Raw genomic sequence first — 12437 nt, forward strand, 5'->3', positions numbered from 1 at the left:
CCGAAGGGGTGAAGCGGTTTTCGGGTAATTGATCAGGGCGTGAAGACACCGGAACACAGTTCCTGCAGCTTCGAAAACACGCCTTTGCCGCCGGTGATAATTTGTGTCCCGCTCTGCAACACCGTCTTCGGATCCGCCTTCAGGATCGTGCCGCCGGCCTCCTCGATCAGCAGCATGCCGGCGAGGCAGTCCCAAGGGTTCATGTGTTCCTCCACATAGCCAAGCAGCCGGCCCGAGGCGACATAGGCAAGCATCAGCGCGCCTGACGCGTTGCGGAAGAAGACGCCGCCCTCGGCCAGGATCTTCTTGATCAGCACGGCGATGTTCTCGGCTTCGGCCCGGTTTGAGAAGCCGGTGCCCACCGAGCCCTCTTCCAGGCTGGTGGCCGCACTCGTCTTGATCGGCCTGCCGTTGACAAAGGCGCCGCCGCCCAGCCTTCCGTGGAAGGTCTCGCCGGTCGCGGGCTCGTGAATGACGCCGACGATCGTCTCGCCATCCCTTGCGCAAGCGATCACCACGCACCAGGCCGGAATGCCGCGTACGAAATTGGCGGTGCCGTCGATGGGGTCTATGACCCAGGCATGGCCGGTCGAGCCGGCCACCGAGGCGTGCTCCTCGCCGATAATGCCGTCTTGCGGATAGTCGGCGGCGATTGCAGCGCGGATGAACAGCTCGACCTCGCGGTCGGCCTGCGAGACCAGGTCCTGATGGCCTTTGCTCTCGATGGTCAGGCTGTCGAGATCGCGGAAATATTTCAGGCCGAGTTCGCCGGCGCGCCGCGCCAGGTCGATGGCAAACTGCTCGCGTCTGTCGAGATCATGGGGCAAGGCAAGGCTCGCTGCTGCAAAGGATACCCCGCACTTAGCAGAGCATCGACGTCGGCAAAAGCTCTAGGCCGCCTGTTCAAGCCGCTTGCGACAAGGATCTGTGCGCCTCCGCCAAAATCTCGAAGGAGCGCACGCGAGCGGCGTGGTCTGATATCTGCGCTGTGATCATCAGCTCGTCGGCGCCGGTGCGGCGCACGAACGCATCGATGCCTTGCCGGACTGTTTCCGGTGAGCCGACGACGGCGCAGGACAGCGCCTGGCTGAGCATGGACTTGGCCATGGGGTCGAGATCCCGGTCATAGTTCTCGACCGGTGGCGGCAATTTTCCCGGCCTGCCGGTGCGCAGATTGACGAAGGCCTGCTGCAGCGAGGTGAACAGCAGCCGCGCCTCGGCGTCGGTGGGTGCCGCAAAGACGTTGAGGCCGAGCATGACATGCGGCTTTTCGAGCTGCTCCGACGGCTGGAAGCGCGAGCGGTAGATGTCCAGCGCATGATCGAGTTCCGCCGGCGCGAAATGCGAGGCGAAAGCGTAGGGCAGGCCGAGCATGGCGGCGAGCTGCGCGCCGTAGAGGCTGGACCCAAGAATCCAGATCGGCACCGTCTGGCCCTCGCCGGGCACGGCGCGCAGACGCTGGCCTTCCTCTGCCGGCAGGAAATAGCCCATCAGCTCGACGACATCCTGCGGGAAATTGTCGGCGCCGGCCTCGAGATTGCGGCGCAGCGCGCGCGCCGTGTTCATGTCGGTGCCGGGAGCGCGACCGAGGCCAAGGTCGATGCGGCCGGGAAACAGGGCGGCGAGCGTGCCGAATTGCTCGGCGATCACCAGCGGCGCATGGTTGGGCAGCATGATGCCGCCGGCGCCGACACGGATGGTTTTGGTGCCGCCGGCGACATGGGCGATGACGACCGATGTGGCCGCACTGGCGATGCCTGGCATGTTGTGATGTTCGGCCAGCCAGTAGCGTTTGTAGCCGAGCCGCTCGGCGTGGCGGGCGAGATCGAGCGAATTGGCGAACGATTGCGAGGCATCGCTGCCTTCGACGATCGGCGACAGGTCGAGAACGGACAGTTCGGTCATATACTGGTCTCCACGATCTTCTTCTCGCGCACCCCGGCCTCGAAGGCCTTGCGGTCGGGAATGGTGATGCCGAGTTGGCCTTCCAGCGTGTCGGCAAGTTCATCAGCGGTGGCGATCTGCTTCTGCTCGGTGCGGCCATCGATGTGATGGATCGACAGGCGATTCCCCCGCAAGCCGTAGCGCCGGTCGGGCGCGGCGCGGGCCGCTATGACGGAGGTGAGGAAATGCGATGCCGGGTTGGTCGACAGGAAGTAATTGGTGACGGAATAGTCGACCTCATAGTTCGGCTGCAGGTCGAAGCGATACAGCGAGCGCCAGTCGCCGCCGATCGAGGCCTGCAGGCGAAAATGATCGCCGGCCTCGACAATGCGGAATGTTTCGTGCGGCGTTTTTTGTTCGCGGCCGGGCTTCAGCAGCAGAGGCGCCGTAAGCGTCAGGCCGCCGAATCCGACGTCGGCGATATAGGTGTGGCCGTCAAGCTCAACGCGCAAAAGCATGTGGCTACGCGCCGTGATGGCGTCCTCGCTCTGCCCCCAAAGCACACGCGCGGCAAGGCCGCCGACCTCGAAGCCGAGCGCTTTCAGCGCGTGCATGAGGAGGAGATTGTGCTCGAAGCAATAGCCGCCACGCCCACCAAGGACGATCTTGCCCTGCAGCGAGGCGGCATCCAATCGGACCGGCCGTCCCAGAAACGGATCCATATTCTCGAACGGGATCGCCTGCGGATGCAGGAAATGGAGCGTCTTTAGCGTGTCGAGCGAAGCTTCCGTGGAACCGGCGTGGCCGATCCGGGCGAAATAGGCTTCGAGGTCGAAGGGAACGTCGTTCATCGGGAAGGCACCGGGCACTGATCGGCCGGATATAGGCATTCGATGCCGCCGTCGCAAACCGTGCGCCGGTTATCCGGCTGCCGCGGCGTCCTGCTCGTCGGCTTCGTCCTCAACGACCGCCGTGTGTTGTGCGGCGAGAAAATTGCCGACGTGACTGAGGCTCTCGAAATGATCGCAGAACACCTTGACGACGACCAGCAGCGGCACCGCCATCAACGCGCCGACAAAGCCCCACAGCCATGACCAGAATGCGATGGCGATGAAGATCGCCACGGCGTTGATCTCGAGCCGCCGCCCGACCACCATCGGCGTCACGAACTGGCCTTCGATGATGTCGCACAAAACCAGGAAGGCAGGCGCCAACAGCGCATAGGCGATCGTGTCGAAGGTGATGAGCGCGATGACGGTGACCAGGACAAGCGTGATCATGGCCCCGACATAGGGCAGGAAATTGAGCAGCGCGGCCGCCGCGCCCCAGACCAAGGGATTGGGCATGCCGAGAGCCCACAGGCCGAGGCCGATGACCGTGCCGAGGCCGGTGTTGATGATGGTGACGGTGAGGAGATAGTGCGAGATTTCCCGCTCGACGTCGTAGACGACGCGCAGCGCCCGCTTCTTCTCGGTGAGGCTGGCGAAGGACTGGATGATCTTCTCATAGAACATCGTGCCCGAGGCGAGCAGGAACAGCGACAGCACGAAGATGATCGTCAGGCTTGTTCCAGCCGACAGGATGTTGCTCGCCGCCGACGAGAAGAAGCCGGACTGCGCTACCGCGACCTTTTGCACGCCCGGTTCCTGCGTTGTCTCGGTGAGCCCTTCGATCTGGTGCGCAATGTCCATGATCCTCTCGAGAGGCCGTCGCAGCTGCGCCAACCGCTCGGTCAGCTGCTGGCCGATGGACGATGTGTTGTTGATGAGATCGATAATGGGCCCACTGAGCACATAGCCGGCGCTCGCGAAGACGAAGATGGACACAAGCACCAGAAGCGTCGCCGAAACCACTTCGGGAATGCCGCGCTTGCGCAGCAGTCTTACGATCGGGGTCAGCGTCAGCGCCAGCAGGAAGGCCAGGATGACCGGCATAAAAAAAGCGCGCGCGAAATAGAGCGCATAGACGGTCATGAACAGGAACATACCGATGAGCAACGAGCGCATCAGGCGCGTATCGGCACGCGCCGCCACACGCGACTCTTCAGCTTCGGCAACGCCTGCGCCCAAAGCGGCGGGTTCGGCCTTCATCGCGATCCCCTCGGCGGGCACATCACAACTGATGCAATCCGCAGACGGAAACGCCAGCGCTGCTTCAAGGTTCCGTTAGCCGGCACCGATGGCGTGGCCGCCATCGAGCGGGGGCGCCGTCAAGATAGCTCAAACCGTCGGCTCGGCTGCGAGCGTTCCACGATTACATGCCGTGTAATTGAGTCCGGGCAGGCGGCGGGCCTAGTACGGGAGCAGGCCTTCGCAACCCAAGGGCTCGCAAGGCCGACGCGGCGAGGATGTCGCCGGCACGATTACGCCCTACCCCTGAAAGAGGACATCACGATGCAAAGATTTACCCTTCAAACAGCCGAGTCGGCGCCGGAGAAATCCAGGCCCGCGTTGAAGGCGCTTGAGGAGAAGTTTGGGTTTCTTCCGAACGTCATGGCGACGATGGCCAATAATCCGGTTCTCCTCAACGGTTTCGTCAGCAGCTTCGGCAGTTTCCACGGCGGGAGCTTCGACGAGATCGAAAAGCAGGTGCTGCTGCTGACCAACGCGGTCACCATCAAATGCCCCTGGACCGTCGCCGCGCATTCGACATTCGCCATCGAGGATGGGATTGCGGAAAGCGAAGTCAAGGCGATCCGGGATGGCAGGTTGCCGACGGACCCGAAATATGCGGCACTCTCGGCCCTGACGAGGGCACTGATCGAAAACAAGGGAAATGTGAGTGACGCGGACATCGATGCGTTTACTTCGGCGGGCTATTCGGAAGCCCAGATCCTGGAAGTGGTAACCGGTGTCGGCGTCTCCACCATGGCGGCAACCACCACCAACATGGCCGGCACGCGATCGAAGAGCGCTTCCAGCCGCAGGCATGGTCTCCCGCCGCCGCGATTGCCGCCTGACCCGATCGACGGCGCATGGATCTTCTGGTGCATGCGCCGTCAAGCGATGCGTTATCGCATGGCGTGTATCGTTCGAGGGACTGCGAGGACAGCGGGATATGAGGATCAATTCCAGAACGGCCATGACACCCGACCTGGGCACGCTCTTGCGTTACTGGCGCGATGTGCGTGGCAGAAGTCAGCTTGATCTATCCCTCGATACGGGAATTTCGCAAAGACAGATCAGCTTCATCGAAAGCGGACGCAGCGTTCCCGGCCGTGAGACCTTGATGGCGATCGCCGGGGTGCTCGATGTCCCTTTGCGCGAGCGCAATGCCCTGCTTTTGGCGGCAGGCTACGCGCCGATGTTCCCCGAAGGCGCCTGGAACTCCATGGAAATGAAGAGCGTCACCGATGCCCTGACGCGCATCCTGCGCCAGCATGAACCCTATCCGGCGCTGGTCATGGACCGGTACTGGAATGTGCTGATGACCAACGAAGCCGCACCGCTCTTCTTCGGCTGTTTCCGCGACATGGCCGCTCGGGAAAGGCCGCGCAACATGCTTCACCTCATGTTCGATCCCGAAGGCATGCGCCCGTTCGTCGCCAATTGGCCTGATGTGGCGCGGAGCCTGTTCGAGCGGGTCTATCGCGAATCCATTGGCCGCGTCGTCGACGAAAAGACCAGGGAGTTGCTGGCGGCGTTGCTCGCCTACCCGGACGTGGACAGCGATTGGAAAAATCCGGTGGCGATCGGCTTCATGCCGGTCATTCCGCTTGGCTTCATCAAGGACGGTCGCCGCCTGGACTACTTTTCGATGGTCACCACGGTCGGCACCCCCCAAACCGTCGCCGCCCAGGAACTGCGCATCGAGTGTATGTTCCCAGCCGACGAGGCGACCGAAATCCATCATGCCGCGATGATGGATGCGGCAGCGCATGGGATAACGCTATAAGCCTGCCCACCGCGAGCGGATGGAATGAGGCCCTGTTCTCGCGGGCCTCATCACGTTCACGCGACAGGCGCCGCCACGGGCGGGGCGGCCTTCGCCGTTTCCTTGCGCACCATCGGCGCCACCTTGGTGCCGTAGAGCTCGATCGCCTTCATGATCTTGGCGTGCGGCATGGTGCCGATCGCCATCTGCAGCAGGAAGCGGTCGTTACCGAACACCCTGTGCTGGGTCACGATCTTTTCCGCCACCTGCTCCGGATTGCCGACGAACAGCGCGCCGTCCGGACCACGCGACTGGTCGAAATGCGCACGCGATGTCGGACCCCAGCCGCGCTCACGGCCGATGCGGTTCATCACTTCGGCCTGGGGGCCGTAGAAGTCGTCCGCCGCCTGCTCGGTCGTCTTGGCGATGAAGCCATGCACGTTGATGCTTGTGGCCAACCCTGCCGGATCGCTGCCGGCGCGCTTGGCGGCCTCACGGTAGAGGTCGAACAGCGGCGCGAATCGCGCCGGTTCGCCCCCGATGATGGCAAGCGCCAGCGGCAGGCCGAGCGCGCCCGCCCGAGCGGCCGATTGCGGTGTTCCGCCAATGGCGATCCAGACCGGCAGCCTGTCCTGGAAGGGCCTGGGATAGACACCGCGATCGTTGATCGGCGCGCGCAGATTGCCCGACCAGGTAACCTTTACCTGATCGCGGATGGCCAGCAGCAGGTCGAGCTTTTCGGCGAACAATTCGTCATAGTCTTCGAGATTGTAGCCGAACAGCGGGAAGGATTCGATGAACGAACCTCGCCCGGCCATGATCTCGGCGCGGCCGCCCGACAAAAGGTCGAGCGTGGAAAACTGCTGGAAAACGCGCACCGGATCGTCGGAGGACAATACTGTCACCGCACTGGTCAGCTTGATGCGCTTCGAACGCTCCGCTGCTGCGGCCAAAGCCACGACCGGTGCCGAGGCGGCATAGTCCGGCCGATGGTGTTCGCCGAGGCCGAAGACGTCGAGCCCGACCTGGTCGGCGAGTTCGATCTCCTCGATCAGGTTGCGCAGCCGCTCATGCGGACCGATGGCGCCGGGACCCGGCACAGGACTCACATCGGCAAAAGTGTAGAGACCGAGTTCCATTTGGACGTCATCCCAGTGTGTTGATTGTTGCGCTAGGGTCGCATGACTTCAGCTCTGTTCGAACTGAAATCTGAATCCGACTCTAATCGAAGAGACAGAGCATGATGTCGTCCGAGAACCGCTTCATCCTTTCGGCATCATGCTTCAGAGGTAGCGACGCGTCTGTCGCGCCGCCAGAGGCTGGCTGGTGAACAGTGCATGTCGATTTCGGCGGAAAATGCGTCTCCCGGGTGCAACATCCCGGAATTTCATGGCTGGCATACCGTTTTGGCGCTTGAACTCCCGGTTTTCGCGCGTATGTAAGCGTCGCGAATAGACTTCAAGGAAGTGGACTTGGCTATCTACAGGGAAAAAGACATTTTCGAGCGGCGCAACGCCGCGACCGAGGCAAAGAAGGCGCTTCTGGAGCGCTTCAAGTCAAAGCCGGCAGCAGACGATCCCGCGGTGCTCGCACGACAGGCCGAACGCAAGGCGATCCTTGCGGCTCGTGAGATACGCGAGGCCGAGAAGGCCAAGCTGAAGCAGGAAAAGCTGGCACGCGAGGCGATTGAGAAAGCCGAGCGTGAGGCAGCAGCCGAAGCTGCGCGCATTGCCGCCGAAGAGGCCGCGCAAGCCGATGCCAAGCTTCGGGAAGCTGAAGAGAACGAGCGTATCTCTCGTTTGCTTGCCGACGAAGCCGAGCGCAAGGCAAAGCGCGACGCACGTTATGCGGCTCGCAAGCAGCGCACCGGCAGGACACCGCCCGGCTTTACGGGTCGCTAAGAGCGCACTCGTGTCGATCGATGATCAATGGGGACGCGCCGAGGCGCGGCCCTTTTTCGCGTTTGTCGTGTTGCCCACGGGAAGCCTCCCTGCATCCAGGGATGTCGATTCATGGATGTGATCTCGGTCGAGATAATCAGCCGGTGGACAGGGCCGTTCAGGCCGCGAATTTCAGCCCCATAATACCGCAGACGATCAAAGCGATGCAGCCGAGCCTGATCGCCGTCGCGGGCTCGCCCAGCAGCCAGATGCCGAGCAGCGCCGTGCCGACGGTGCCGATACCGGTCCACAGCGCATAGGCGGTGCCGACAGGCAGCGTCTTCAGCGCCAGGCCAAGCAAGGTCAAACTGACGATCATGGACGCGACCGTGAGCACGGTCGGAACAAACCTGGTGAAGCCGTCGGTGTGTTTGAGCCCGATCGCCCAGCCGATTTCGAACAGGCCTGCGAAGAACAGAAGAATCCATGACATCGGAACGCTCCATCCAGAACATCCGGCCGAAAGGTCCTCGAATGCTCAATCACACAATGGGCGGGCCGTCCCAGCCGGATTTCGGGAAATGCGAGGTCGTCCCCGCATCGTCGCTATAGGGCGTCTGAACGCCCAATCAACAACTCGCCGGCGGCATGTCGGACGCCGCCGGCGAAATCCATGCATGCTTTGCGATATCTACTTTTCCTTGATCCTCATCGCCTTGACCGGCGGCGCCTTCAGGGCCGGAGCGGCTACAGGCTTCTTGGCGTCTTTCTTTGGTTTGCGGGCTTCCTTGCCTGCCTTCATCGCACCTTTAGCCATGATTCGTTCCTCCAGTTGCGGGAAGCGGAGTGAAACAAGACAAAGGCCGGACTGCAAGAGGCGAGTGCCTGCCGCCGGCGCCGGCAGGCCGCTTTCAACCGATTTCTAATTTGCTCGTAAACCCCGGCTGTCCATGCCATGCTTGTCTTCGCACTGCAGCATCGACCCGTGCACCGCCGGGTGATCGTCAGGCAGGCCGGTCAGGACGACAATGCGGATCCATATCGGCTGTGAGATGAGCTTCGACTTTCCCCAGGAAACGCCGCTCATCGCAATGCTCAATGTCCACTATTCCCGCGCCTCCGATCTTGAGCGCCCGGATTTCCTGACCTCCAACCCGCCAGTGCCGATCGAGAGTTATCGCGACAGCTTCGGCAACTGGTGCAACCGGCTCGTCGCCCCGCCCGGGCGTTTCACTTTCGGTACGGATGCGGTAATCCGCGACTACGGCACATTCGAGATGCGCGAGTTGATGGCGTGGCAGCACGAGGTGCGCGACCTGCCGGCTGAAACGCTACTGTTCCTGCTGCCCAGCCGGTTTTGCGAAAGCGACCTCTTGGCAAGCGAGGCATGGCGGCTGTTCGGCCACATGCCATCAGGCATCCCGCGCGTGCAGGCGGTGTGCGATTTCGTCCACAACCACATCGTCTTCGACTACGGCAACGCACGAGTGACGCGCACCGCCGCGGAAGCCTGGCGCGAACGGAGCGGCGTGTGCCGCGATTTCGCGCACCTTGCCGTCACATTCTGCCGGGCACTCAATATCCCGACGCGCTATTGCACAGGCTACATCAGCGACATAGGCATGCCGAAGCCTTGGGCGAGCATGGACTTCTGCGCCTGGATGGAGGTCTATCTCGGCGGCCGCTGGCACGCTTTCGATCCGCGCAACAACGCGCCACGCATCGGCCGTATCCTGATCGCCTCCGGCCGCGACGCGGCGGATGTGCCGCTGACCCACATTTTCGGGCCAGGGTTGCTTACGGGCTTCAAGGTGTGGACCGACGAGGTCCAGGAATAGCTGGCCTTCCCGCCAGCCGGTTTCGAACACATTGAACGGCCCGACGATTGGCGCGTTGTGGTGGCTGTGCAACTCCGCGGCAGAGCCGCTACACTGTCTCGAAGAGGATAGAAGCTGCATGGCAGGGCACGGCGGCTCCAGAACGGTCATCTACGCGGCGCTCGCCGGCAATCTCGCCATAGCGCTGACCAAATTCGCCGCAGCCTTTTTCACCGGCAGTTCGGCCATGCTGTCGGAAGGCGTGCATTCGCTGGTCGATACAGGCAATGGCGGCCTGCTGCTCTACGGCATGCACCGGGCGGCACGCCCCGCGGACAGCTCGCACCCGCTCGGCCATGGCCGTGAACTCTATTTTTGGAGCTTCATCGTCGCCCTTCTGGTCTTCGCGCTGGGCGCCGGCGTGTCGTTCTACGAGGGCATCATCCACATCATGGCGCCAGAGCCGGTCGCCAACGCTAAAGTGAACTACATCGTTCTCGGCCTGTCCTTCGTGTTCGAAGGCAGCTCCTGGCTGGTGGCGCTGAAGGAATTCCGCAAGCAGAAGGGCAAGCTCGGCTGGCTGCAAGCTGTGCAATCGAGCAAGGATCCGAGCGTCTATACGGTGCTGTTCGAAGACAGTGCGGCCCTTCTCGGCCTGGCCGTCGCCTTTGCCGGCATATTGGCGGCGGAGATTTTCGAGATGCCCGAGCTCGACGGCGCCGCCTCGATCGGCATCGCGCTTATCCTCGGCACGACGGCAATCTTCCTGGCGCGTGAAAGCAAGGGCCTGCTCATCGGCGAGCCGGCCTCACCCGAGGTGCAGAGGAAGGTGCTGGCGATCGTCCAGCAGGATCCGGCGGTGCAGCGGGCGAACGGTGTGCTGACGGTGCATATGGGCCCGGAAGAAATCGTTGCCGGCCTGAGCATCGAATTCGAGGACCATTTGTCGGCGCCGGAGATCGAGGCCTGTGTCGAGCGCATCGAGGCGCGGTTGAAAAAAGAGATGCCTGAGATCTCGCGGCTGTTCGTCAAGCCGCAGACGTCAGGCACCTGGGAAAAGCGGCGCAAGCTGATCGAATCCGCGTCCGGATAGAATTCGAGTACGAACTTTTCCGACATCGCAGTCCACTTTTGGGGATTCTGGCCTCTGGACCAGCGCCCCGCCGTTGCCTCGTGTCCCCGTGCCGCTAAAATCAGCCGATCGATGTTGGAGGAATGACGATGAAGATCGACGGCGGCTGCCATTGTGGCGCCATCACCTATGAGGCGGAGGTCGACCCGGAAAAGACTTCGATCTGCCATTGTACCGATTGCCAGCAACTGACCGGTACGGCATTTCGCGTCACCGTTCCAGCGACAGGGGATCATTACCGGATCACCAGCGGCGAACCGAAAATCTACATCAAGACCGTGGCGAGCGGTGCCAAGCGAACGCAGGCTTTTTGTGCCGACTGCGGCTCGCATCTTTATGCGACATCGGTCGGCGACGGTCCGAAGGTCTATGGGATCAGGGTCGGGACCTCGCGGCAGCGCCAGGACCTGGTCCCGAGACACCAGAAATGGCATCGCTCGGCGCTGCACTGGCTTCCGGAATTCGAGGGTATGACGACGGTCGAAGAGCAGTAGCGTTCAGTCATCGCCTTCGACGACCCTCAACCTCAACTGCCCGGTCTTAGAATCGGCAACGCGCGGTGCGGCCTCCACCTTGGTGGTGCCGCCGCGCGGGGCGTCGGGCTCGCCTTCTCCGAATTCCAGCGCCTCGATCTTCTGGCCACGCTTGGTCACTTTCGAGGTCGAGACGAGTATGTCTTCGATGTCCTTGGCCGACTGGCCGAAATGGCCCTGCAATTTGCGCACGCGCTCGTCGACACGCTGGACGTCTTCCATCAGCCTGATGACTTCGCCCTGGATCAGATGCGCCTGCTCCCGCATGCGTGCATCCTTGAGGATCGCCTGGATGACCTGGATCGACAGCATCAAGAGCGAAGGCGAGACGATGATGACGCGGGCACGGTGCGCCTTCTGGACAACCGCTTCGAAGTTCTCGTGTATTTCGGCGAATACCGATTCCGACGGCACGAACATGAAGGCTGTGTCCTGGGTTTCGCCCTGGAGCAGGTATTTTTCCGAAATGTCTCGGATATGGACCTCGATATCGCGGCGAAAGGCCTGGGCCGCGACCTTCTGCAGGTCGGCGTTATCGGCGGCCCGGATCGCATTCCACGCTTCCAGCGGAAATTTGGCGTCGATGGCTAGCGACGGCGCCCCGTTCGGCATTTTCACCAGGCAGTCCGGCCGGCTGCCGTTCGACAGCGTCGCCTGGAATTCGTAGGCGCCGTGAGGTAGGCCGTCGGCGACGATCGCCTCCATGCGCGACTGGCCGAAAGCGCCGCGCGTCTGCTTGTTGGAGAGGATCGCCTGCAACTGCACGACCTGGCCGGCCAGCGACTGGATGTTGCCCTGCGCTGTGTCGATGATCGCCAGCCGCTCCTGCAGTTTCGCGAGGCTCTCATGAGTGGACTTGGTCTGCTCGGTCATGGTCTGGCCGATGCGGCCGGTCATGGCGTCGAGCCGCTGGCCGATGGACTGCGTCAATTCGGCTTGACGGGCGCCGAACACTTCGGCGATGGCGCCCATGCGGCCCTGCATCTCGGCCTGGGATTGGAGAATGCCGGCCATCCGCGCCTCGGCGTCGCGGGCATGGTCGGCGGCCTCCGCGGCGGCGGCCGCGCGCGCCTTGGCCGACCGCCACAGCGCAACGACGAGCGTCACGAACAAGCCGAGAAACAGCAACGCGCCGAAGGCCAGCGCGTGGCCAAGCGTGATTGTCGAGGCGCCGAGCCGTGCGACGGGCTCCGAAAGGATGGTGCTCAGATCATTCATGTGGACAGCATAGCCGATTCGGCGGTCTGGCACAGATCAAAACGTGAACGACGCGCTGGCGAACCGGTTGACGCCTTTCTATTGAGGTCTTAGGTGAAAC

The 12437-nt window shown here is 62.6% G+C and carries 14 protein-coding genes; 6 read left to right on the forward strand and 8 right to left on the reverse strand.

From position 1 onward, the window contains the following. Nucleotides 1-32: 32 nt before the first annotated feature. The 4 genes from AC3CB8_RS05550 to AC3CB8_RS05565 all read right to left on the reverse strand — a co-directional run bounded on the left by AC3CB8_RS05550 (nucleotide 33) and on the right by AC3CB8_RS05565 (nucleotide 3974). Nucleotides 33-827: an inositol monophosphatase family protein gene (locus AC3CB8_RS05550; RefSeq protein ID WP_023772257.1), complete on the reverse strand. Its 795-nt coding sequence runs from the start codon at nucleotides 825-827 to the stop codon at nucleotides 33-35. A gap of 76 nt (nucleotides 828-903) precedes the next feature. Further along, nucleotides 904-1905, reverse strand: coding sequence for an LLM class flavin-dependent oxidoreductase (locus AC3CB8_RS05555; RefSeq protein ID WP_352564442.1), 1002 nt, complete (start codon nucleotides 1903-1905; stop codon nucleotides 904-906). Next, the gene (locus tag AC3CB8_RS05560; RefSeq protein ID WP_352564440.1) at nucleotides 1902-2735 is read right to left on the reverse strand and encodes an arylamine N-acetyltransferase family protein; all 834 of its coding nucleotides are present in this window, start codon (nucleotides 2733-2735) and stop codon (nucleotides 1902-1904) included. Before AC3CB8_RS05560 ends, AC3CB8_RS05555 begins: the two co-directional genes overlap by 4 nt. A 69-nt stretch (nucleotides 2736-2804) precedes the next feature. Beyond that, nucleotides 2805-3974 (reverse strand): AI-2E family transporter, encoded by a 1170-nt coding sequence (locus tag AC3CB8_RS05565; RefSeq protein WP_352564438.1) that lies wholly within the window; start codon nucleotides 3972-3974, stop codon nucleotides 2805-2807. Between the two features lie 303 nt (nucleotides 3975-4277). Between AC3CB8_RS05565 and AC3CB8_RS05570 the strand changes: the two genes are divergently transcribed. Beyond that, nucleotides 4278-5030 carry a carboxymuconolactone decarboxylase family protein gene (locus AC3CB8_RS05570; RefSeq protein ID WP_352726447.1) on the forward strand — a complete coding sequence of 251 codons (753 nt, stop codon included), beginning with the start codon at nucleotides 4278-4280 and terminating at the stop codon, nucleotides 5028-5030. After that, nucleotides 4966-5778: a helix-turn-helix domain-containing protein gene (locus AC3CB8_RS05575; RefSeq protein WP_198019208.1), complete on the forward strand. Its 813-nt coding sequence runs from the start codon at nucleotides 4966-4968 to the stop codon at nucleotides 5776-5778. The genes AC3CB8_RS05570 and AC3CB8_RS05575 overlap by 65 nt, the downstream gene beginning before the upstream one ends. Before the next feature lie 56 nt (nucleotides 5779-5834). Here AC3CB8_RS05575 and AC3CB8_RS05580 read toward each other — a convergent pair whose 3' ends face one another. Continuing rightward, nucleotides 5835-6896, reverse strand: coding sequence for an LLM class flavin-dependent oxidoreductase (locus AC3CB8_RS05580; RefSeq protein ID WP_352564434.1), 1062 nt, complete (start codon nucleotides 6894-6896; stop codon nucleotides 5835-5837). A gap of 333 nt (nucleotides 6897-7229) precedes the next feature. Between AC3CB8_RS05580 and AC3CB8_RS05585 the strand changes: the two genes are divergently transcribed. Beyond that, nucleotides 7230-7658: a DUF6481 family protein gene (locus tag AC3CB8_RS05585; protein ID WP_023772265.1), complete on the forward strand. Its 429-nt coding sequence runs from the start codon at nucleotides 7230-7232 to the stop codon at nucleotides 7656-7658. Between the two features lie 157 nt (nucleotides 7659-7815). Here AC3CB8_RS05585 and sugE read toward each other — a convergent pair whose 3' ends face one another. Further along, nucleotides 7816-8130 carry a quaternary ammonium compound efflux SMR transporter SugE gene (gene sugE / locus AC3CB8_RS05590; RefSeq protein ID WP_352564432.1) on the reverse strand — a complete coding sequence of 105 codons (315 nt, stop codon included), beginning with the start codon at nucleotides 8128-8130 and terminating at the stop codon, nucleotides 7816-7818. Between the two features lie 198 nt (nucleotides 8131-8328). Then, nucleotides 8329-8454, reverse strand: a complete 126-nt coding sequence (locus AC3CB8_RS05595; RefSeq protein ID WP_023772267.1) for a hypothetical protein — start codon at nucleotides 8452-8454, stop codon at nucleotides 8329-8331. Between the two features lie 211 nt (nucleotides 8455-8665). Here AC3CB8_RS05595 and AC3CB8_RS05600 point away from each other — a divergent pair, with 211 nt between their 5' ends. The 3 genes from AC3CB8_RS05600 (at nucleotide 8666) to AC3CB8_RS05610 (ending at nucleotide 11080) form a co-directional block, all read left to right on the forward strand. Further along, a complete protein-coding gene (locus AC3CB8_RS05600) occupies nucleotides 8666-9475 on the forward strand; it encodes a transglutaminase-like domain-containing protein (protein ID WP_023772269.1) in 810 nt (269 codons plus the stop codon). A gap of 118 nt (nucleotides 9476-9593) precedes the next feature. Beyond that, nucleotides 9594-10547 (forward strand): cation diffusion facilitator family transporter, encoded by a 954-nt coding sequence (locus tag AC3CB8_RS05605; protein ID WP_023793130.1) that lies wholly within the window; start codon nucleotides 9594-9596, stop codon nucleotides 10545-10547. Between the two features lie 128 nt (nucleotides 10548-10675). After that, nucleotides 10676-11080, forward strand: a complete 405-nt coding sequence (locus AC3CB8_RS05610) for a GFA family protein (RefSeq protein ID WP_023772271.1) — start codon at nucleotides 10676-10678, stop codon at nucleotides 11078-11080. A gap of 3 nt (nucleotides 11081-11083) precedes the next feature. Here the strand turns inward: AC3CB8_RS05610 and AC3CB8_RS05615 are convergent, their stop codons facing one another. Beyond that, nucleotides 11084-12337, reverse strand: a complete 1254-nt coding sequence (locus tag AC3CB8_RS05615; RefSeq protein ID WP_023793129.1) for a DNA recombination protein RmuC — start codon at nucleotides 12335-12337, stop codon at nucleotides 11084-11086. Nucleotides 12338-12437: the final 100 nt, after the last annotated feature.

The sequence above is a fragment of the Mesorhizobium sp. P160927 genome, assembly GCF_057766385.1.

Bases quoted from the DNA above. Each gene is read 5' to 3' on its own strand.
- AC3CB8_RS05600 (WP_023772269.1), top strand. From the start codon at position 8,666: ATGCGGATCCATATCGGCTGTGAGATGAGCTTCGACTTTCCCCAGGAA.
- AC3CB8_RS05570 (WP_352726447.1), top strand. From the start codon at position 4,278: ATGCAAAGATTTACCCTTCAAACAGCCGAGTCGGCGCCGGAGAAATCC.
- AC3CB8_RS05565 (WP_352564438.1), bottom strand. From the start codon at position 3,974: ATGAAGGCCGAACCCGCCGCTTTGGGCGCAGGCGTTGCCGAAGCTGAA.
- AC3CB8_RS05615 (WP_023793129.1), bottom strand. From the start codon at position 12,337: ATGAATGATCTGAGCACCATCCTTTCGGAGCCCGTCGCACGGCTCGGC.
- AC3CB8_RS05595 (WP_023772267.1), bottom strand. From the start codon at position 8,454: ATGGCTAAAGGTGCGATGAAGGCAGGCAAGGAAGCCCGCAAACCAAAG.
- sugE (WP_352564432.1), bottom strand. From the start codon at position 8,130: ATGTCATGGATTCTTCTGTTCTTCGCAGGCCTGTTCGAAATCGGCTGG.
- AC3CB8_RS05610 (WP_023772271.1), top strand. From the start codon at position 10,676: ATGAAGATCGACGGCGGCTGCCATTGTGGCGCCATCACCTATGAGGCG.
- AC3CB8_RS05575 (WP_198019208.1), top strand. From the start codon at position 4,966: ATGACACCCGACCTGGGCACGCTCTTGCGTTACTGGCGCGATGTGCGT.
- AC3CB8_RS05560 (WP_352564440.1), bottom strand. From the start codon at position 2,735: ATGAACGACGTTCCCTTCGACCTCGAAGCCTATTTCGCCCGGATCGGC.
- AC3CB8_RS05555 (WP_352564442.1), bottom strand. From the start codon at position 1,905: ATGACCGAACTGTCCGTTCTCGACCTGTCGCCGATCGTCGAAGGCAGC.
- AC3CB8_RS05580 (WP_352564434.1), bottom strand. From the start codon at position 6,896: ATGGAACTCGGTCTCTACACTTTTGCCGATGTGAGTCCTGTGCCGGGT.
- AC3CB8_RS05605 (WP_023793130.1), top strand. From the start codon at position 9,594: ATGGCAGGGCACGGCGGCTCCAGAACGGTCATCTACGCGGCGCTCGCC.